The sequence below is a fragment of the Sphingobacteriaceae bacterium genome (assembly GCA_016715905.1).
Taxonomy (GTDB): domain Bacteria; phylum Bacteroidota; class Bacteroidia; order B-17B0; family Aurantibacillaceae; genus Aurantibacillus.
This window is the reverse complement of the sequence record JADJXI010000017.1, coordinates 493,041-515,235: the sequence shown is the minus strand read 5'-3', so window position 1 is coordinate 515,235 and position 22,195 is coordinate 493,041. Positions and strand designations below refer to the sequence as shown.

At 36.3% G+C, this 22,195-nt stretch carries 13 protein-coding genes; 12 read left to right on the top strand and 1 reads right to left on the bottom strand.

All coding sequences use genetic code 11. The features are described 5' to 3' along the window. Positions 1-9,114 (bottom strand): gliding motility-associated C-terminal domain-containing protein, encoded by a 9,114-nt coding sequence (locus IPM51_14715; GenBank protein MBK9285551.1) that lies wholly within the window; start codon positions 9,112-9,114, stop codon positions 1-3. A 236-nt stretch (positions 9,115-9,350) separates the two neighbouring features. On the opposite strand from IPM51_14715, the gene mutL reads away from it, so the two are divergent. From mutL to IPM51_14655, 12 genes are all read left to right on the top strand, one after another. After that, on the top strand, positions 9,351-11,168 hold the full coding sequence (gene mutL / locus IPM51_14710; protein MBK9285550.1) for a DNA mismatch repair endonuclease MutL: 1,818 nt from the start codon (positions 9,351-9,353) through the stop codon (positions 11,166-11,168). Positions 11,169-11,203: 35 nt separating this feature from the next. Continuing rightward, a complete protein-coding gene (locus IPM51_14705; protein ID MBK9285549.1) occupies positions 11,204-11,893 on the top strand; it encodes a rhomboid family intramembrane serine protease in 690 nt (229 codons plus the stop codon). After that, positions 11,890-12,714: a rhomboid family intramembrane serine protease gene (locus tag IPM51_14700; protein ID MBK9285548.1), complete on the top strand. Its 825-nt coding sequence runs from the start codon at positions 11,890-11,892 to the stop codon at positions 12,712-12,714. Before IPM51_14705 ends, IPM51_14700 begins: the two co-directional genes overlap by 4 nt. A gap of 41 nt (positions 12,715-12,755) precedes the next feature. Beyond that, a complete protein-coding gene (locus tag IPM51_14695) occupies positions 12,756-14,321 on the top strand; it encodes a PD40 domain-containing protein (protein ID MBK9285547.1) in 1,566 nt (521 codons plus the stop codon). A 54-nt stretch (positions 14,322-14,375) separates the two neighbouring features. Next, the gene (locus IPM51_14690) at positions 14,376-15,185 is read left to right on the top strand and encodes a carboxypeptidase-like regulatory domain-containing protein (GenBank protein ID MBK9285546.1); all 810 of its coding nucleotides are present in this window, start codon (positions 14,376-14,378) and stop codon (positions 15,183-15,185) included. Positions 15,186-15,397: 212 nt separating this feature from the next. Beyond that, positions 15,398-16,141 (top strand): ABC transporter permease, encoded by a 744-nt coding sequence (locus IPM51_14685; protein MBK9285545.1) that lies wholly within the window; start codon positions 15,398-15,400, stop codon positions 16,139-16,141. Then, on the top strand, positions 16,138-16,887 hold the full coding sequence (locus tag IPM51_14680) for an ATP-binding cassette domain-containing protein (protein ID MBK9285544.1): 750 nt from the start codon (positions 16,138-16,140) through the stop codon (positions 16,885-16,887). The genes IPM51_14685 and IPM51_14680 overlap by 4 nt, the downstream gene beginning before the upstream one ends. Positions 16,888-16,897: 10 nt before the next feature. Continuing rightward, positions 16,898-17,902 (top strand): hypothetical protein, encoded by a 1,005-nt coding sequence (locus tag IPM51_14675; GenBank protein MBK9285543.1) that lies wholly within the window; start codon positions 16,898-16,900, stop codon positions 17,900-17,902. Continuing rightward, positions 17,903-19,105: a TIGR03862 family flavoprotein gene (locus IPM51_14670; GenBank protein MBK9285542.1), complete on the top strand. Its 1,203-nt coding sequence runs from the start codon at positions 17,903-17,905 to the stop codon at positions 19,103-19,105. A 126-nt stretch (positions 19,106-19,231) separates the two neighbouring features. Next, on the top strand, positions 19,232-20,020 hold the full coding sequence (locus IPM51_14665; GenBank protein MBK9285541.1) for an enoyl-CoA hydratase/isomerase family protein: 789 nt from the start codon (positions 19,232-19,234) through the stop codon (positions 20,018-20,020). A 93-nt stretch (positions 20,021-20,113) separates the two neighbouring features. Beyond that, entirely contained in the window at positions 20,114-20,707 is a 594-nt protein-coding gene (locus IPM51_14660; protein ID MBK9285540.1) for a DUF420 domain-containing protein, read from the top strand. A gap of 8 nt (positions 20,708-20,715) precedes the next feature. Beyond that, entirely contained in the window at positions 20,716-22,107 is a 1,392-nt protein-coding gene (locus tag IPM51_14655) for a hypothetical protein (GenBank protein MBK9285539.1), read from the top strand. Positions 22,108-22,195 lie beyond the last annotated feature (88 nt).

The following is a 22,195-nucleotide window of genomic DNA, read 5'->3' as shown; positions in this document are numbered from 1 at the left end:
TTAATATTGAATTACAACAAATCCGTTTTTGGTTCCTATTGTTGAATCTTTAAATTCAATAATATAATAATATGTTCCTTGTGATAATTTATCGCTACCTATGGTTCCGGTTACATTTGGATAACCATTCCAAGTGTTATCGTAGTTTGAGTTCTGATAAACTTTATTTCCCCATCGGTTATAAATCGTCACTTTAGTTTCTTTTGGTAAACCATTAATCACCCACAAATCATTTTTATTATCTCCGTTAGGCGTAAATCCGTTTGGAATAAATAAGGTGCCCGTGTTTGGTATAATTAAAATGGTAGGTACATTGTCTGCTGCTTCGTTCCAAATGCCGTTGGAATTTGAATCAGGATCATTTCCATTATTGGAAGTATCATTTACCAAAGTGTTATTGCTACTCAAGGCATTTCCGTAAGCGCTGTTTTTTACAATAGTAACTGTATCCGGCGTTACATTAATGGTAAATTCAATACTCGCAGTTGTATTTGGTGGCATTTTACTTTGCGCCGGCATGGTTAAATTAACTTCTCCATTACCATTGTAAGAATTATTTGCCGTTAAACTTCCGTTACCATTAATTATGGGTCCTGCTTTCATAATATATGTAGCTGGAGCTTTAATGGTGTTATTGAATAAACTGTCCTTTATAATCACATTGTATAAAGTGTCGTTTCCTTTGTTGTGAACTGTAACGGTATAAGAAATATCATACGAATCATTGTCATTTTTCTCTCCTAACATTCCCACTTTAGTTAAACCAAAAAATAAATTAGGATTTAAATTTAGAATAGTAGGCAAATTATTGTCGGTAGGATTGCCATTCAAATCCGGGTCAGGTTCATAGCCTGTATTGGAAGAATCACCAAACACAACACCAAGGGTTGGAGATGCAAATCCGATGACAGAATTATTAAACGGACCAAATATACCGTTTGGAATAATATTTACGGTAAACATTATTGTATCTGACTTACCCGCTGCCAATTTACTGGTTGCGGATTGGGTCATCACGGTTTGTAATGTACCGTCGTAAGCTATATCGAGTGTTAAGCTGCTGTTTAAACTTGTCACTAACGGAGCGCTAATTATTGAGAATGTTGTCGGCGAAGGGAATGTGGCCGATAAATTTTCAATAAGTGTAATGTCGTTTAATTCATCCGGACCATTATTTTTCACAACAATAGAGTAAGAAACATCGTAACTACCATCTATATTCAAGGTAGGAGAGCTAACAGCTTTCGCAATACCGAATACCGTATTGGTAATACAACTTGTAGGTAGAAGGAACATAGTTGTATCTTTAATACATCCGTTTTCTGCAAAGAATCTTACCGTGTAAGGTGTAGGTGACCCCGGATTATTTAAGGTGTTCGTTAATATTCCGGTGATTGGAATAACCGGAGCTGAAGTATAGGTAGCCACTCCGGTATAAGTTAATCCGGTCACATAATCATAATGATCATTGGCTCCAAATCCACTTACAATAATCATGGCATCATTATTCGCCATTGTTCCAGAACATGTGGCCGGAATTATAGTTGCCGTAATAGGAACACCGGTATTAGTAATAACTACAAAAATTGTACTGGCCTGACAGGTATTATCTAAATCAATAACGGTTAAGGTATAATTACCGCCTAAATTAACAGTAGGTGATTGTAATGAACTTGTAAAACTTGATGGACCTGACCAATTAAACGAAGCATTGGTTGCAGAACAAACAGCATTTAAAGTTGCCGTCGGATTTGAACAGGTAATTGTGCCATTTATGGTGACTGTTACAGTAGGAATAGTTGAATCTGTATTCACAGCTACAGTTGCATCAGCTGAACATCCACCGGAATTATTAATTACCGTTAAGGTATATGTTCCGGATATAGCAATGCCGGTTGGATTTTGAACCGCAGATGTGTAACCAAAAGGTCCACTCCATAAATAAGAAACATTTGTAGAAGTGCTTGCTCCAAATAAATTCACAGATGGCGTTGAACAGGTAATTTCAGAACTTACAGAAGCTGTAACGTTGGCCGGTACTTCATTAACTTCTAAACTTAATGTTGTACTTGAGCTTCCACATATTCCATTCGAACCATCTATTGTATAAATTGTTGTTGCTGTTGGAGTAACAATTACCATTGAACCTGTTAATGCTCCAGGATTCCAGGTATAAGATGTGGCACCGTTTGCAGTTAAAGTTGCCGAAGACCCTTCACAAATAGCGGTTGGAGACGCGGTAGCTAAAATAGTTGGAGTAGTAGGGAAAACAACCAACTGAACTGTTTCGCTTCCTGCACAACCTCCTAAATCATTTCCCGAAATAGTATATGTTGTAGTTAATGTTGGACTCACCACAATAGAAGAACCATTTAACGCTCCAGGATTCCAGGTGAATGTTACAATACCACCACCGGCAGTTAATGTTGCAGAACTTCCTTCACAAATAGATGTTGGGCTTGCCACAACAGTTATGCTTGGCGCTGCATTTACAGAAACGGTAGCAATTGTATTTCCAATACAACCGTTATTATCTGTTCCGATTACCGTATAATTTGTTGTGATAGTTGGTGAATCAGTTACCGTTGCTCCGGTTACACCTATCGGATTCCAGCTGTAAGAGCTAGCCCCAGATGCAGTTAAATTAACCAGTGAACCGGCACAAACAACTGTAGGCGAAGCATTCGCTGTAATTGTAGGATTACTGTTAACCGTTAACGTAATGTTTGACATTCCATCACAACCTCCGGAATTGCCAATAAGGGTATATGTTGTATTAATAGTTGGACTAACCACGATAGATGTTGAATTCAATCCTCCCGGTTGCCAGGTATAATTAGTGGCACCATTCGCTGTTAAGGTTGCTGAACTTCCGGCACAGATTGCAGTTGGCGTAGCAACTATATTTACTAACGGCCCCTGATCTACCGACACTGTTACCACAGCCGTATTAGTACAAGAACCACTACTTCCAACAACTGTATAATTTGTGGTAACAGTAGGATTTACTGTGATGGTGCTTCCGCTAACCGCCGGTGGTAACCAAGCATATAATAAAGCTCCACTGGCAGTTAAAGTAACAGTACCTCCGCTACATACAACTGTAGGTGATGCGTTTGCTAATATAGTTGGTGAAGGTATTACACTTAATGAAACAACTGCTGATGATATACAAAATCCATTACTTCCATTTACAGTATAAGTAGTGTTTATTGTAGGAGATACCACAACCATAGACCCTGTTAAAGCTCCCGGATTCCAAGTATAAGATGTAGCTCCGTTTGCAGTAAGCGTTGCCGAACTTCCGGCACAAACAACTGATGGGGATGCGTTGGCCGTTACAGTTGGGCCAGGACCCACAACAATTGTGGATTGTGCACTAGCCGTACAACCACCGATTCCGGTTCCAATTAAAGTATAGACGGTGTTAGCGGTTGGTGTAATCACAATATTACTTCCGGTTAAAATGCCCGGATTCCATGTATAACTTGATGCTCCGGATGCGGTTAATGTTGCTGAGCTTCCTATACAAATATTAGTAGCAGATTCAACTATCGATAAAGTTGGGGTGGCATTTACGGATAAATTAATAACTGCACTTGAAGTGCAACCCGCCAAACTTTGTCCAACTACTGTATAAGTTGTGTTTATTGATGGACTCACAACTATAGCAGTTCCTGTTAGCGCTCCCGGATTCCAGGTATAACTGTTCGCGCCACTCACCGTTAAGGTTGATGAGTTTCCTGAACAGATTACCGTAGGTGAAGCAATGGTGATTAATGTTGGAGTTGGATTAACAATTACTGTTATTGTTTGATTCATAGAACAAGGGCCATTCGCTCCAGTGACCGTGTACACGCTAGTGACAGAAGGAGAAATTGTAATAGTTGAGCCGATTAATCCACCCGGATTCCAGGTGTATGACGTAGCGCCGTTTGCCGTAAGCGTTGTGGTATTACCAAAACAAATTGTACTTGGGGATGCAGTAGCATTTACAGTGGGGTTTGGGGTAACAGTTTGTGTATAATTAATACTAGAGGTACATCCTTGCGCACTAGTTCCAATTAGTGTATATATCGTAGTTGTTGTAGGAGAAACAGCAATCGTGTTTCCAATAATACCTCCAGGATTCCATAGATAACCAACTGCTCCGGATCCGGTTAGTGTTGCCGAATTCCCGGCACAAATATTTGAATTTGTGCTAGTCACTGTTAATGAAGGGAGTGGGTTTACAGTAACTGTGATTGAAATTGTACTAGTGCAACCCGAAAGATTAGTTCCCATTACTGAATAGGTAGTGTTAACTACAGGCGATACGGCAATAATAGTTGAACTAATTCCAGGAGGATTTAACCAAGTATATGAATTAGCTCCGCTTACCGTAAGCGATACAACGGAGCCTGCACAAGATGGATTAGGATTTGCACCGACATTTAAGGTAGGACTTGGCGTAACCTGTACACTAACGGTTTGCATATTTACACAAAGACCGTTTGCTCCTGTTACAGTGTAAATTGTAGTTATGCTCGGATTTACAACTACCAAACTACCGGTTAATCCACCCGGATTCCAAGTATAACCAGACGCACCATTAGCCGTTAAACTTGAAGATGATCCTGCGCAAATATTAGTTGGGTTTGAAATCGCTACCACAGTTGGGTTTGGCGTAACCATTTGCATAAAGGTTTGTGTATTGATACAACCCACGCTACTTGTGCCAACTAAGGTATAAATTGTTGTAGCGGTTGGTGTAACAGCAATTGTTGAACCTAATATTCCGCCGGGATTCCATAAATAACTTACCGCTCCGGATCCTGTAAGTGTTGCTGAATTACCGGCACATACATTAGAATTTGTACTGGTAATAGTTAATGTTGGAAGCGGATTAACTGTCACATTAACTATTGCTGTTCCGCTACAACCACTTAAATTTGTTCCGGTAACTGTATAATTTGTATTTACTGTTGGAGAAACAACCACGTTACTGCCCGTTATCGCTCCTGGATTCCAAGTATAATTTACCGCGCCCGTTACTGTTAACGTAACCGGATTACCAATACAAACCGGATTAGGAGAACCATTGGCAATCAAAGTTGGATTAGGGTTAACAATTAAATTTAGCGTTTGGCTTGTTGTACAAGCACCATTTGCACCGGTTACAGTATATAACGTGGTGCTAGTAGGCGTTACTACAATATTGCTTCCGGTTAATGCGCCCGGACTCCAAGTATAAGATGTTGCTCCACTTGCTGTTAATGTTGCATTTGATCCTACACAAATAGCTGTTGGATTTGCGTTTGCAAGAATGGTTGGAGTAGGAGTGACCGAAACGGTAACAATTGTATTATTTGTACAGCCAAAAACATTTGAGCCTGTAACGGTATATATTGTAGTTATTGATGGGGTAACATTTACTGTACTACCCGATAAAGCTCCGGGATTCCATGTATAAGAAATTCCACCTAATGCACTTAAGGTAGATGAACTTCCTGAACAGATATTAGATGGACTTGCAACTGCGGTTATAGTTGGTAAAGGATTAACAATTAAAGATATGGTTCCGTTAGTAGAACATCCGCCGTTTGAGGCTAACACAGTATATATTGTTGTAGAAGTTGGACTAACAACAACACTACTTCCGGTTAAACCTCCCGGATTCCAAGTATAAGCCACAGCTCCGGTTACACTTAATGTTGACGCACCGCCACTACAAATTGCAGTAGGACTAGCTACAATGGTAATCGTAGGCACGGCATTTACAGTTACCGTAACTATTGTTGAACCGGTACACCCAAAACCGTTAGTCCCAGTTACAGAATAACTAGTAGTTACCAAAGGAGAAACCACCACACTTGAGCCAGACAAGGCTCCCGGATTCCAGGTATAAGTTGAAGCCCCATTTGCAGTTAAAGTAACGTTTCCAGTTACGCAAATCGCGGTTGGTGATGCATTAGCTATAATAGTTGGCGTTGGATTAACAATAAGCGATACTGTTGCGTTACTTGAGCATCCTCCGCTACTACCGGATACTGTATAAGTTGTTGAAACTAGAGGAGTCACTACAACAGCACTTCCTGTTAAAGCACCAGGATTCCAAGTATAAGTAACTGCGCCATTAGCTGTAAGTGTTGAAGAAGATCCACTGCAAATAGTTGTTGGATTTGCTACTGCACTAACCGTTGGAGTCGGAACAACAACAACCGCTAACGTACCAGTTCCATTACAACCTAAAGTTTGACCTATTATAGTATAAGTTGTACTTACCGTTGGTGAAACCACAATATTACTTCCGGTTAAGGCGCCAGGATTCCACGTATATGTGCTTGCCCCGTTCGCTGTTAATGTAGAACTATTACCGTTACATATTACAGATGGGCTTGCATTTGAAGTAATAGTAGGATTTGGATTTACAATAAGATTTAATGTTTGTGTTGTTGTGCAACCAATAATATTATTTCCGATTACAGAGTATATCGTTGTTGATCCCGGCGAAACACTAATGCTGGGTCCTGTTAACGCTCCAGGATTCCAAGTATAACTTATTGCTCCATTTGCCGTTAATGTAGAACTGCTTCCTGCACAAATAACGGTTGGTGAAGCATTCGCTGTGATTGTAGGTCCGGTGTTAACCGTTAGTGTTACCATTGACGAATTTGTACAAGTTCCATTCGAACCTATAACTGTGTAATTTGTAGTTACAGTTGGAGAAACAACTACAGTTGCTCCAGTTAAAGCTCCCGGCAACCAGGTATAACTTGTAGCTCCACTACCAATTAATGATGCAGAAGATCCGGCACAAATAGAAGGAGATGAAGAAGAGGCAACTACAGTTGGTACCGGATTAACAACTAACGTTGTGCTAATTGTCGAAGTACAAGTTCCGTTACTTCCGATAAGTGTATATGATGTTGTTACTGTTGGATTTAAAGCAATCGTTGCCGTATTTATGCCTCCAGGATTCCAGGTATACGATGTTGCGCCGGATGCCGTTAAGGTTATTGCACTTCCAATACATATAGATGGAGATGTTGGAGATATTGTAAGGTTGGGGGCCGGTATCACCACTTCTGAAATGGTTTGCGTTCCCGGACAACCAAGTCCGGTGACACCTTGAACGGTATAGGTTGTTGTTACAGTTGGAGAAACTACAACACTAGTTCCCGTACTTCCCATTGGCAACCAGGTAAAGGACACTGCTCCCGAAGCACTAAGTGTTGCACTTGAGCCCGGACATATTGCTGTTGGTGAAGCCACCACGGTCATAGTTGGTCCCGGATCAACCGATAAACTAACCACCGCTGAATTGGTACATCCACCATTTGCAGCAATTACCGTATACTGTGTAGTAACGGTTGGACTAACGTTCACGAAATTACCGACAAGACCTCCGGGAAACCAAGTATATGAAGTTGCGCCTAAAGCAGAGGCAAATAAATTGGCATTTCCTCCTATACAAATAACTGTTGGAGATGCTAAAGTAACAAAATTCGTAGGCGTAGGGACAACGTTTATTGTTATTGATGCAGTTCCAATACAACCGGTAGATGATGTTCCAATTACTGAATAAGTAGTGGTGGTAGTTGGATTTACAATTGTTGATGCTCCATTAGCGCCGGTACTCCAGGTATAGGTGCTCGCGCCGGAAGCAGTTAAAGTTGTTGGCATTCCCGCACACACACTTAAACTGCTAGCTGAAATATTTAATGTTGGGCTAGGATTGACGACTACTTGTACCGTTTGTGTACCTGTGCAACTTCCGGTATTAGCAGTTAAAGAATAAATTGTAGTTATTGTTGGGGTGACGACCAGTGTTGGTGAATTTGAACCGCCGGGCATCCAGGTATAATTTGTGGCGCCGCTAGCAGTTAGCGTTGCGCTTCCTCCGCAAATTCCGCCGGGTGGATTTACATTCACCGTTGCCGGGGGAACAAATTGCAAATTAATAATTCGAAAAATAGGAGTACAAACACCGGTAGGTGTCATCACTAAAGTATAATTGCCGGCAACAGAAGTTGAAATAGTTTGATTGGTATTATTGGTGACACCACTTAATGGAGGTCCGTTCCATAGATAAGGATTCAACCCACCGGGAGCAGTTAAAGTGGCTGTAGTTCCACATAACACTTGCGGTGTTACGGTTTGTGATGGCATAGAAACAGTATTTGTTCCATTTACCACTAAATTCATGGTGTTGCAATTTGAATCGAAATAAGTGTACAAATAATGAGCTACAAAAGGGCAATCTCCAACCATAACTTCTATGGTAACACATGTTCCGATATATTGTGTTAAGTCAATAGAGTACTTCTGCCAACCGTTAGTTCTCCAAATACACTCACCTCCAGGACACACCCCGGTGTTCACCCAAGAAGTAGGGCCGGTTCCGGGACAAGCGTTACTATTTGTAGCCGGGGCATTAAATGTAAAATTCGGACAAGCTAAAAGATTACCGACACAATCACGTAATCTTACAAACATGTATGGTTGATTACAACAATTATGTGGGCCGTTTTGCACTGCGAAATACGCAAAATCATACAAGTAATTTGAATTTGTAACTACAAAATTTTGGGTCATTTTTGTAACCCCTGCTCCGCCGGTTTGATTGTTTAATTTGGCAACCATCGTACCACCTAACGGCGAATTTGGAAGCAAAAACCCGGTAACCGGATCAACCAAGGGCGTACTTAAGATAGTTGCTGTTGGTCCGGGACTTAAAGGAATGGTGGCAGTTGGGTAAGAACAAGAATTTGTATTAGTACCTTGAGTGAGCGTCCATCCCGTAAAATTTCCCAATTCAAATCCTTCATTTACACAGGGCGGATTAAACATCATGTTATTTGACGGCGGAATTTTATAATTGTTAATATCATAAGCATTTGGATAATACTTGTCAATAATAAATTGTTTTTTTGCAAGGTATAAAGCAATTTCATATTCTTCGGCTAGAATTCGATCTGTTATAGCATTTATTCGGAATGCACCTTCGTCAAATCCTTTTAATGAATCCGGCGAAATATATTTTTTAGAAAAACTTAATTTCTGATTTTGAGAAAATGATTGCAAAGAACCAAAAGCAATCATTAAGCAAAACACGAGGAGTTTAATGCGCATAATATTTAAAATAAAACGCTAACTTATTAAAATTTTTTCAACAATTTTTAACGATTTAAGCCGATTAAACCAATTCACGCTCAACACATTGTATTGTAGCTATTTAAATAAAGACAAGCGGCTTTTCTTGCAAGAATGAAAGTAAATAAATGATAGCTAAATCGTTTTATATTTAATAATTATCTGACAACTTATGCCTATTGAAAATATACAGAATTGCTAATTTTGGGGGACTTATGTCAGACAATATTATTGCCCTGTTACCGGAACATGTGGCCAATCAGATTGCAGCGGGAGAAGTTGTTCAAAGACCGGCAAGCGTTGTAAAAGAATTATTAGAAAATGCGGTTGATGCCGATGCCACTACCATTAAGCTAATCATCAAAGATGCCGGAAAATCATTAATTCAAGTTATCGATAATGGTAAAGGCATGAGTGCCGCTGATGCCAGAATGTGTTTTGAACGTCACGCCACTTCTAAAATAAAAACATCTGACGATCTTTTTGCTTTAAACACTAAAGGATTCAGGGGCGAAGCTTTATCAAGTATAGCCTCGGTTGCGCAGGTAGAATTAAAAACTGCACAAAAAGAAAATTCAACCGGACAACATATTGTTATTGAAGGAGGGAAATTTATTTCACAAGAAGAGTGTCAAACACCTATCGGAAGTACATTCATCATTAAAAATCTATTCTTCAATATACCAGCCAGAAGGAATTTTTTAAAAAACGACACCATAGAGCAAAAACACATCATTGAAGAGTTTGAAAGAATTGCCTTGGCTCACACCAATATCAAGTTCATATTAATAAGTAATGGAAATGAAATTTTAAATCTGGCTAATGGAAGTTTAATTGTTAGAATAAAACAATTATATGGAAATTATTTGCAAAAAGATTTGATACCTGTTGCTGAGAGCACTAATTACCTCAAGATTGAAGGTTATGTAAGTACGCCACCCGCAGCAGTGAAAGTTAGAAAAGAACAATTCTTATTCGTGAATAAACGTTTTATTAAAAGTCCTTTTTTAAACCACGCCATTTACGAAGCTTATAAAGAACTTATCGGATTTCAATCTCATCCAAAATATTTTATTTTTCTGGAATTAGACCCTAAAAATATTGACATTAATATTCATCCGACCAAAACGGAAATTAAATTCACCGACGAACGTACAATATACATGTTGTTATTAAGTGTGATTAAACGCGCGTTAGGAAAAGCGAATGCCGGACCATCCATAGATTTCGAAAATGAAAGTATATTGCTAAATGACAATTCTTTCTCTTCCGAAAAAACCCTTACTCCACCGCAAGTAAATTACAATCCAAATTATAATCCATTTTCTTACTCCGATACAACGTCTACTAATTCTAACAAAAAAAACTGGGAAAAATTATTTGAAGGATTTAAACACGATACGGAAATCCAAACCCCTGAATTAGAAGGAAAACAAACAAATATCCATAGTGAAGATTCTGAGCTCGAGGAATTAGACGTGTTTCAACTTGGCAAAAAATATTTAGTTACATCCATAAATTACAATGTATTTATTATAGATCAGCAAAGAGCGCACGAAAGGATTATTTATGAATACTATTTTCACTCCGGGGTTGATACTAAAATTCCAACGCAACAACTGCTTTTTCCGGAACAAATTGAAATGAGCGCTAACGATTTTCAATTGGTAAAAAACCTATTGAAGGAGTTCAAAATTTTAGGATTTGACATAGAAGAGTTTGGTAAAAACAGCATTGTAGTGAATGGCGCACCTGCCGAATTAAAAGAATTTAGTATTCAATCAACTATCGATGGTGTTTTAGAAACCTATAAATTAAACACCTTAGATGCCAAATTAGAAATGCATGATAATTTATGCCGAGCTGTTGCTAAAAATACTTGTATTAAATACGGAAAACAACTTCAGCCGGAAGAAATGAAAATGCTAGTCGCTAATTTAATGAAATGCCAAAACCCACTCTATACGGCTAACGGTAAACCGGTCATTATGGAAGTGTTAAACGAAGAAGTAGAAAAATTTTTTAAAAAATGAGCTTCAATCAATATAGACCCGGTGGCTTTTTGCAAATGCCGGTTGTAACAAAAAATATTATTATCATTTCGGTTTTATTATTTGCTGCTACTTATTTAACCCAGGATTCTAATCTTAACTTGTATGACTATTTAGGCTTGCATCATCACTTGGCTCCAACTTTTAAACCTCATCAGTTCGTAACCTACATTTTTATGCATGGTAGTTTTATGCATATTTTCTTTAATATGTTTGGGGTTTATATGTTCGGGCAGGTTTTGGAACAAGTTTGGGGACCCAAAAAGTTCTTAATATTTTATATCCTAACCGGTTTAGGTGCTGCAGTAACCCAGTACATTATAATGCATATTCAAATAACTGAAAATTTGGATGCCATCAATCAAAATATTAATCTTTTTATAGAAGACGCTAATTACAAAGCCATGCTGATTAATCAAAAATATGAATATTTAAATGCAAACGTAATTGTAGGAGCCTCTGGTTCATTATTTGGTATGTTAGGAGCTTATGGATTACTTTTCCCAAATCAATTATTATATATCTATTTTCTGATTCCCATCAAGGCCAAATGGATAGTAATTATTTATGGCGGATTAGAATTATTATTAGGACTTAGTAACCAGGAAGGTGACAACGTGGCTCATTTTGCTCATGTTGGGGGCTTATTTGTAGGGCTTATTATTGTATTAATTTGGAAGAATAAAAGCAAGAATTACTATTCATGAACTTTTTTCAAAAAATAATTCATTCATTTAGGCAACAAGGGAGATTAGCTCAACTTATTATCATTAACGTTGCCCTTTTTTTAACTCTGAATTTATCAGTTCATATTCTGCATATCGACCTGCTACCCTACCTTGGACTCCCTATTGGAGAAACAGATTTTATATTTAAAATATGGACCCTGGTTACCTACATGTTTTCACATGAATCATTGGGTCATATATTCTGGAACATGTTACTTTTTTATTACTGCGCTCAATTATTTTATTTAATCCTGGGTGAAAGTAGGCTGCTTTACGTTTACATAATGAGCGGGCTTTCAGGTGCCGCCCTTTTATTAATCTGCGGAATCTTATTGCCCGACTCTTTTTCCGGATCTATTCTAATAGGAGCCTCTGCTGCTGTTACAGGTGTTGTAATGGTTATGGCAATATACGCCCCCAACTATCAGGTTAGTTTATGGGGAATTATACAAATGCCTTTTAAGTATTTTGCAATCCTTACATTTATTTTAAGCACTTTTATTGACTTTTCATTAAATACAGGCGGTAAAATTTCTCATATTGGGGGGGCTGTTTTTGGGTTATTATACGGTTTAAATTTGAAAAAAGGATATGACTTTTTTAATTTTTCCTTTTTAACAAAAAATAGACAAAAATTAAAAATTGTAAGGGGAAATAAGTCAGAAGAAGTTAGAAATGAGGACAAACGCTTTGCAGAAAACCGAATGAATGAAATTTTAGATAAAATTGCTAAAAGTGGGTATGACAGCTTATCCAAAAAAGAAAAAGACGAACTATTTAATCTTTCACAAAAAAAATAGAGAATAGTAATTATTTCCCTATATTAGGTGGGTCATTTTTAATGAAGAAATTTTCATACATAATTATTTTCTTGCTAGCTGCATCTTTTTCCTTTGCGCAAAAAAAAGGATTTGGTCCACCTACCGTTGATGATGCCGATGAACACTTTAAACATGATAATTATTTAATGGCGATTCCGATTTACAGATCAGAATTAAAAAAAGACCCGAAAAATAATAAAATCAGGCTTAAATTGGGCATCTGTTACATTCGAACAAAAATAAGCAGAGAAGAGCCGATAAAATATTTAGAACAATATGTAAAGGATCCTAAATGTGAAGAGGAAGGTTGGTTGCATTTAGGAAAAGCGTATCATTTAAATAACCGAATTAATGATGCCATAACAGCTTACGAAAAGTATAAAACCTTAAAACCAAAAAAAGCAGAAGAAGCTGATCGACTAATTGAGCAGTGCAAGAACGCTGAAAAATTTATTAATAATCCGGTAAACGTTGCCTTTCAGAATTTAGGGAAAGATGTGAATAGTGATGAGCCCGATTATTACCCTTTTGTAAGCTCAGACGAAAACTTCTTAGTTTTCACATCTAGAAGAAAAGAAGGCATTGGAGGTAAAAAAGTGGAAGTAGATGGGTATCACCCCAGTGATATTTTTATAAGTAATGTAGAAAACGGTAAATGGGGGAAAGCTCAAAATATAGGGCGAAATATTAACGGAAGTATGGATGAACAAGCTGTTGGATTAAAATCTGATGGATTAGAATTATATGTGTACGAAGATCACATTGATAAATTCGGCGATTTATACATTAGCACACGAAAAGATACCAAAACAGATTTTTCAAAACCTAAAATTTGTGATCCCCTTATTAATGAAAAAATTGAAACCAGCGGTTGCTTAAGTGAAGATGGCATGACCATGTTTTTTGCCAGAAGAGATAAAGTTGAATCTACAAGCGACATTTATGTTTGCAGAAAACTCCCTAATAACAAATGGGCATTACCTCAAAAATTACCCGAAATTATTAATACAAAATATAATGAAGATTTCCCTTATTTGTTAAATGATGGGGTTACTCTCTATTTCGCAAGCGAAGGTCATAATAGTATGGGCGGATATGATTTATTCAGAACAACCTGGAATATTGAAAATAATACTTTTTCTAAACCGGAAAACCTGGGATTCCCGGTGAATTCTACAGACGATGACAGAAACATTTGCGTAACTCCGGATGACCGTGTAGCATATATCAGTGCTTTCCGAAACGGGGGACAAGGAGATTTAGATATTTACCGGATTAAATTCAACGACCACGATCAACTTGCCAGACTCTATGTTGGAAAAGTATTTTATGGCGACTCCCTTTCTCCTAATCAACCTAAAAATGTTGCTGTACAAATTTTTGCTACGAATAAAAAAACTAAATACGAGTACTTGTATACACCACACACCAAAACCGGAAGATTTGTTATGAACCTTCCTGTTGGTAAATACGCTATACGCGTAATTGCTGAAGGATATGAAGAATACACTGATGATATATCAATTTCAGATATCGGCAAAACCGAATCTTACAATTACATAAATTACGTCTTGCGAAAAAAGTAGCTGCAACTGTAACTTATAACCCCTTTTCTTCGTCTCAACTAAATAATAATTTATATGAAAAAACTATTCATCCTGTTTTTTATTGTTAATCAATTTTTAAATGCACAAACGGTATGCAAGGGTAAATTAATTGACGAATCAAATGGTTCTCCTGTTGAATTCGCAAACATAGGCATACTAGGTAAAGGAATTGGTACGGTTTCGGATGAAAATGGCGAATACAGCCTGATGATACCCGATAGTTTAAAAAATGAAACTATTCAAATTTCACTTATAGGTTACGAAACCATTAAAACAAAAAGCAAAGATTTAATTACGAATCCGATTGCTAAAATGAAACAGGTTTCCGTAAATCTTAAAGAAATATCTGTTACTTCAAAAAAAATTAAGACAAAAATTTTAGGCAATAAAACCACCGCTAAGGGCATTTCTGCAGGTTTCAAAAACAATAATTTAGGAACCGAAATGGCCATAAAACTAAACATCAAAAATAAACAAACACACCTTAAGTCACTTATGTTTCAGGTGAACAATAATGAAATTGATAGTGTGATTTTTCGCGTTAATTTATATTGTGTAGGCAAAAACGGTTTGCCCGATACTAATTTGCTCCAACAAAACATTTACATTACCATGCCTCAAAAAACAGGATTTATAAAAACAGATTTAACCCCTTATAATTTATTTTTGGATGAAGATGCATTTATTTCCATTGAATGGATAAAAGATTTAGGAGATGCCAGTAAATTATCGTTTGCTACAAAATTAGTTGGTAGCGCAACTTATTTCAGACAAGCCAGTCAGGATAAATGGGAAAAAGTAAGTCCAATAGGAATTGGATTGCATGTAGAAGTTGCCTATTAAAAAAATTTAAATTGAACCTTTAGATTGTTTTTTTGATTTCTTTACCTTCATGATTCCCGGACATGAATCGCATTTATTTTTTGATTTAAAAAGAAAACAAGACGATAAACTTGTGCTGAATACAAGCAGTCCTATAAACAGGATGAATACTCTTTTTATCTTCATACAACAGTAAATATACTGAGAATTTATTATTATTTTTAATCTTTAAAATGAAGCCGCTATATCATATCGGAAAATATACTGCGTTAATGATACGCGTATTTGGTAAACCTGAAAAAACAAGCGTTTACTGGAGGCAAATTATTCATGAAATAAACAGTATAGGTATTTCTTCCCTTCCCATTATCTCCATTATTTCAATTTTTATGGGGGGGATTATCACCATTCAGGCTGCTTTTGGCTTTACCAGTCCTCTAGTTCCTTTGTATGCTGTTGGATTTACAACACGTGAAAGTATGTTGCTTGAATTTAGTCCTACAGTAATCTGTTTAATATTAGCCGGAAAAGTAGGTTCAAACATCGCTTCTGAAATAGGAGCTATGCGAATTTCTGAACAAATAGATGCATTAGAGATAATGGGAATTAACTCTGCCAGTTATTTAATTTTTCCGAAAATTGCAGCGTCAATATTAATTTTTCCGTTTTTAATTGCATTAAGTATGTTCCTGGGCTTGTGGGGTGGATATGCCATGGGTGTGGCTGCAGGCGCGTGCAGTGCCTACGAATATATTTATGGAATTCAAGCATTTTTTGAACCCTGGAAATTATATTTTGCCTTTACTAAAGTATTGGTTTTTGCCTTTTTAATCACTTCTATCTCTTCCTATTTTGGTTACCACACCAGTGGAGGTGCCCTGGAAGTTGGCAAAAGCAGTACCAACGCCGTTGTATATAGTAGTATTCTTATTCTATTATTTGGATTAATTATTACCAATTTGTTTTTTACACGTTGATAGAATTAAAAAATATTAATAAATCCTTTGATGGACGACACATTGTTAAGGACGTATCATTTAATTTCTTTCCCGGTAAAACCAATTTAATAATAGGAGAAAGTGGATGTGGAAAAACAACTATTCTTAAATTGATGGTTGGATTGTATCCTGTTGATTCAGGAGAAGTGTTATACGCCGGTCATAACTTTCCTACTCTACTCCCAAAAGAAAAACAGGAAATCAGAAAAAAAATAGGCATGTTGTTTCAGGGCGGCGCACTATTTGATTCACAAACCTTAGAGGAAAATGTTCGATTTCCTTTAGACATGTTTACAAACTTAAGTAAGGCCGAAAAAAAAGATCGAGTAAACTTTTGTCTGGAACTTGTAAAATTAGAAGGGAAAAATCATTTGTTCCCGTCAGAACTAAGTGGTGGGATGAAAAAAAGAGCGTCGCTGGCCAGGGCTATTGCCAACAATCCTGAATATTTGTTTTGTGATGAACCTAATTCAGGGCTAGATCCAAAAACATCTATTGTCATTGATGAACTAATCAGAGATATCACTTTAAAATATAATATTACAACAATAATAATTACACATGACATGAATAGTGTAATGGAAATTGGAGATAATATTCTATTTGTTCACCAAGGTAATAATTGGTGGTCGGGAACAAATAAAGAAGTGTTGAGGTCAGAAAACAAGGAATTGAAAGACTTTGTTTTTGCAAGTGAATTCATGAAAACTTTTCTGAAAATTTAATTTTAATACTATGGCAAAAAAAACTACCCCGGTAAAAGAACTTTTAATTCAAAACAATTTTATTACCAAATTAAAAGAAATTCTCCCAGCAAACGTTGGACTTGCAGAAGAGATAGCAGATGTTTTAAATATTAGTATTGATAGTGCATATAGAAGAATCAGGGGAGAAACTGAATTAACCATAGAGGAAGTATATAAACTCACTAAAAAATATGTAATAAGTGTTGATGATGTATTTAGCAATAGAAGCGACACGGTTACATTTTCATATACCAAATTGATTGACAGTTCAGAAAATTTAGAAAATTATTTTAATCGGATATCCGGACACCTCAAACTAATTACCCAGTTCGATAATAAAAAGCTACATTATGTTGCAGAGGAAACGCCTTTATTTTATTCGTTTTTCTCAAAAAAAAATGCAGAGTTTAAACTTTTTTACTGGCAACGCAGTGTGTTAAATGTGCCTGAATACCAAAATAAAAAATTTGAATGGGGCATAATCCCTGATCGATTAATTGAAGTGGCCCATCAGTCCTTTTTAGAATATTTAAAAGTTCCCAGTGTTGAAATTTGGACCCGAGAAACCATACTTACAAACCTTCGTCAAATTCAATTTTACTTAGACAGTGGCATTTTGAAAAAAGAACAAGCACTTGAATTGCTGGAAGAAAACCGAGATATGCTTACTATGGTGCAAGGTTTTGCTGAAAACGGAAGAAAAAATATAAGTGATAAAAATGAAACATTTCAATTGTACAGTAGCGAAGTAGTTTTGGGAACAAATTGCATTTATGTTCAAATGGGTGAATCCAGGTATTCTTATATTACGTTCAACACTTTAAATTCACTTACTACCAACAATCCTGAGTTTTGTGAAGAAACCGAGCACTGGATGAAGAATTTAGAAAAGAAAAGTACTTTAATAAGTGGTATTGCTGAAAAACAACGCTATCAATTTTTTAGCGATATGTTTAAAACGCTTGATCAGTACGTTAATCTTGCCAAATTATAATTGAAAAAAAAAGTCTCGATAATTGGATCAGGCGCATGTGCCTTAGCACTGGCCCTTGAATTAAACACAGAACTTTTTGAAATTACTATTTATGAAAAAAGTAAATCGGCCGGTAGGAAATTTTTGGTTGCCGGTCAAGGAGGCCTAAATATTACGCATTCCGAATCCCCTACTTCATTTATTGAAAAATATACTCCGAAAATCTTTTTAGAAAAAGCATTTCAACAATTTTCAAATATTGATTTTATCAATTGGTTAGATCAACTTGGGATTGAAACTTTTGTAGGTAGTAGCAAAAGAATTTTTCCGGTTTCAAATTTAAAACCCATACAGGTTTTAAACATTTTATTAGATAAAATAAAAACGAAAAAAATTAGATTTCTATTTGAACATGAATGGGCAGGATTTAATGAGACTAAATTATTATTTAAAACGCCAAAGGAAAAGGTAGAAATCAGCAGTGACTTTACCGTATTTTGTTTAGGAGGTGCTAGTTGGCACGTTACCGGTAGTGACGGAAGCTGGAAAGATTTTTTTAAAACAAAAGGAGTTCAGGTAAATAATTTCGAGGCCAGTAATTGCACCTTTTTAATTCATTGGCCCGAAATATTAATTCCAAAATTAGCAGGTAAATCCTTAAAAAATATATCCATTTCCTGTCATAATGTAAATCATTTGGGCGAAATAACTTTTACCGCACAGGGTATTGAAGGCAGCGGAGTATATCCTTTAAGTCCTCAAATTAGAGCCGATTTAAAAGCGAATAATGGAAAGGCGATATTAAATGTGGATTTAAAACCATCGTTAAGCAAGGCTCAGCTTGTGGAAAAAATAAATAAAATAAACGCTAAGAATAATTATACGGAGCAAATTAAAAGAGAAATAAATTTACCTTCATTTCTAATTCAGCTACTCAAATTTTATCTTACTAAAGAAGAATTTTTAAATGCTGAAACACTTGCCGAAAAAATTAAATCTTTTCCGCTAGTTGTATATAGATGCGGGGCTATAACTGAGGCTATTTCAACTGTTGGGGGAATTGATTTGAATGAAATAGATGAAAATTTTCAAATTAAAAAACTGCCTCAGCATTTTGCTATTGGCGAAATGTTGGATTATGATGCGCCAACCGGCGGATATTTGCTGCAATCCTGTTTTACGATGGGCGTTGTACTTGCCAGAAAACTAAATAATATTTTTTAGATTTAAACTGTGTATTTAAATATTTTAGGTTATTTTCATTACTAAAATTAATTATCCACAGCCGTTTATAACTTTTAATCCTATTCAATTCATTTAATTTATATTTGTTCAAACTAAAAAACCAACATGGTGGCAACAAGTGAATTCATTTTAAGCGAAATCAAAACTGGCGTTTTGCTAATTACGATTAATCGTCCCGATAAATTAAATGCGTTAAATAAACAAACCATTGAAGAATTGCATGAAACTTTAGTGGAAGCAGAAAATACAAATGAAATTAAGGCAATTATTATTACCGGAGCGGGTAGTAAAGCTTTTGTGGCCGGAGCTGATATTTCCGAATTTGCACATTTTTCAGTTGAACAGGGGAAACAGCTCAGTTCTAACGGGCATTTTAAAATTTTTAATTTTATCGAAAATTATTCCAAACCCATTATAGCCGCAGTGAACGGATTTGCATTGGGTGGGGGATTAGAGTTAGCCATGGCTTGTCATATGCGCGTGGTTAGTAATAATGCTAAAATGGGATTGCCTGAAGTTAGTTTGGGAGTAATTCCCGGTTACGGAGGAACGCAGCGTTTAGGACAATTGGTAGGTAAAGGAAAGGCCTTTGAAATGATTGTAACAGCCGATATGATTAACGCACAGGACGCTTACCAATGGGGTTTAGCTAATTATGTTACTACACCGGAAGAATTAATTTCTAAATGTTTCGAAATAACCAATAAAATTTTAAGCAAGAGCCCAACTGCCGTGCGCACTGCCATTAAGGTAATTAATGCCGGTTATAACAGCTCATTAAACGGATTTGAAGTTGAAATAGAAGAGTTTGGTAAATCTTTTGGCACGTCTGATTTTCGTGAGGGGGTAGATGCCTTTCTGGAAAAACGTAAAGCAGATTTTAAAGGGAACTAATTATCCTTATTTTCTTTATGGAAAACCCTCGGTTAAACGCTGAGGGTTTTTTATTTTTTAATATCTGTAACTAAGCTTACTTTTGTAAAGTATATGATTCAACTCACCAATTCATCCGATTTAAAAGCTAAAAAATTAATTTATGGCTTAACTATTCTGATCTGTGCGCTTGTTGTTGCCCTTAACCAAAAATTAATTCCGCATCCCGAGGAAATTCCATCATGGATTTACAAATTACCCATGTTAAATGCTATATTGAACGGCACCTGTTCTGTTTTACTTATTTTATCTTTAATTGCTATACGCAAAAAAAATATTGCGCTTCATAAAAAAATAAATATAACCGCATTTATTTTAAGTACGCTGTTTTTACTCAGTTATGTAACCGCTCACTATTTTATACCCGACACAAAATTTGGAGATAGCGACCATGATGGAATAATGAGTTTAACAGAAAAAAATGAAGTTAGCGGTATTAAGCCGGTTTATCTGATTATTTTATTGAGTCACATTTTTTTTGCGGTATTAGTTTTACCTTTGGTTTTATTATCATTTTATTATGGTTTAACCGATCAGCGCTTAAAGCACAAAAAATTAACACGCTTCAGCTATCCCATTTGGCTATATGTTACGGTTTCGGGCGTTATAGTTTATTTGATGATTTCGCCTTATTACGCGTATGCTTAAATTATTAAATGCAAAAAAAAATAAGACATACTTTTTTTGCATTATTCATTCCACTTTTTTTTATTCTTCTTTTTTCGTGTACCGAAAAATCTCCTATCGAAAAAAATTCCAATGTCACTTGGTCTGCCGATATCGCACCAATAATTTACAAAAACTGTTCTCCTTGTCACCGTCCGGGTGAAAGCGGTCCTTTTCATTTATTGTCTTATCATGATGCGATAAAAAAGGCGAAACTGATTAAGTTTGTTACCCAAACCGGTTATATGCCGCCCTGGCCGGCCGACCCATCCTACTCCCATTTTATTGGCGAACGTGTGCTTACCAAAAATGAAATTGCAATAATTGCTTTATGGGTTGATAACGGTATGCAAAGGGGCGACAGTGCTGTTGAGCCTTCCGCTCCTACTTTTTATTCAGGTTCTTTTTATCGTAAACCGGACTTAACCATTGAGTCGGTAGGACAAATTAAAATAAAAGGAAACGGAACTGATGTTTTTTATATTTTAAAATTCCCATATGAAATGGACAAGGACACTCTGATTGATTTTGTAGAGTTCGTTCCCGACCAAAGAAAAATAATACACCATGTAAATGGGCATTTAATCTCTTATGATCCTAATCGCACATTCAATCACATGAAGGGTGATTGGGCCTCTATTGATACCCGTGAAAAAGTTTTAGAAGTATATAATAAAATGAATATCCCGTACACCGATGGCAAATCCCCTTTATACCCCACGCTAACTCCTAATACAGTTTATTATCTTCCCGGTTACACCCCGCCGGTTTATCCGAAATCCATAGGTGGATACCGAATGAAAAAAAACGGAGCTTTTTTATTGAATAATATTCATTATGGCCCAAGTAATATTGATACAGTGGATGAAAGTAAAATAAATGTGTTTTTCCGGAAGGAAAAAATTCAAAGACCGATAGTTGAATCACAACTAGGAACCTTTGGGACAGGAAAAATTAAACCGGATTTTATAATTCCAGCCAATCAAATTAAAACTTTTCATACCAGCATCACACTTACCAAGGCTATTTCATTGTTATCAGTTAATCCGCATATGCATTTATTAGGAGAAAAATATTGGGCATTTGCATTGAATCCGTCCGGGGATACGATTCCTTTAATACGGATTAATAAATGGGATTTTAAGTGGCAGTATTATTATACCTATACAAAACCCATTGCTCTTACTGAAGGTTCACAAATACACGTATACGGAACTTTTAATAACACAAATAAAAACCCGCTTAATCCTTTTCATCCGCCCCAGGATATTACCAGTGGCAATGGCGTAGAAAGTATGAAAACCACTGAGGAAATGTTTCAGTTTATTTACTCCTATATTCCCTATCAAAAAGGAGACGAAAATATTAAATTAGATAACTAACCTTTGGCCATTTTTTTTCTAAAACTAACACCTAAAATAATCTAAATTCATTAAATGGATTTAGGGGCCTTGGTCAATTTTCTTCGTT

Bases quoted from the DNA above. Each gene is read 5' to 3' on its own strand.
- IPM51_14715 (MBK9285551.1), bottom strand. From the start codon at position 9,114: ATGCGCATTAAACTCCTCGTGTTTTGCTTAATGATTGCTTTTGGTTCT.
- mutL (MBK9285550.1), top strand. From the start codon at position 9,351: ATGTCAGACAATATTATTGCCCTGTTACCGGAACATGTGGCCAATCAG.
- IPM51_14705 (MBK9285549.1), top strand. From the start codon at position 11,204: ATGCCGGTTGTAACAAAAAATATTATTATCATTTCGGTTTTATTATTT.
- IPM51_14700 (MBK9285548.1), top strand. From the start codon at position 11,890: ATGAACTTTTTTCAAAAAATAATTCATTCATTTAGGCAACAAGGGAGA.
- IPM51_14695 (MBK9285547.1), top strand. From the start codon at position 12,756: ATGAAGAAATTTTCATACATAATTATTTTCTTGCTAGCTGCATCTTTT.
- IPM51_14690 (MBK9285546.1), top strand. From the start codon at position 14,376: ATGAAAAAACTATTCATCCTGTTTTTTATTGTTAATCAATTTTTAAAT.
- IPM51_14685 (MBK9285545.1), top strand. From the start codon at position 15,398: ATGAAGCCGCTATATCATATCGGAAAATATACTGCGTTAATGATACGC.
- IPM51_14675 (MBK9285543.1), top strand. From the start codon at position 16,898: ATGGCAAAAAAAACTACCCCGGTAAAAGAACTTTTAATTCAAAACAAT.
- IPM51_14665 (MBK9285541.1), top strand. From the start codon at position 19,232: ATGGTGGCAACAAGTGAATTCATTTTAAGCGAAATCAAAACTGGCGTT.
- IPM51_14660 (MBK9285540.1), top strand. From the start codon at position 20,114: ATGATTCAACTCACCAATTCATCCGATTTAAAAGCTAAAAAATTAATT.
- IPM51_14655 (MBK9285539.1), top strand. From the start codon at position 20,716: ATGCAAAAAAAAATAAGACATACTTTTTTTGCATTATTCATTCCACTT.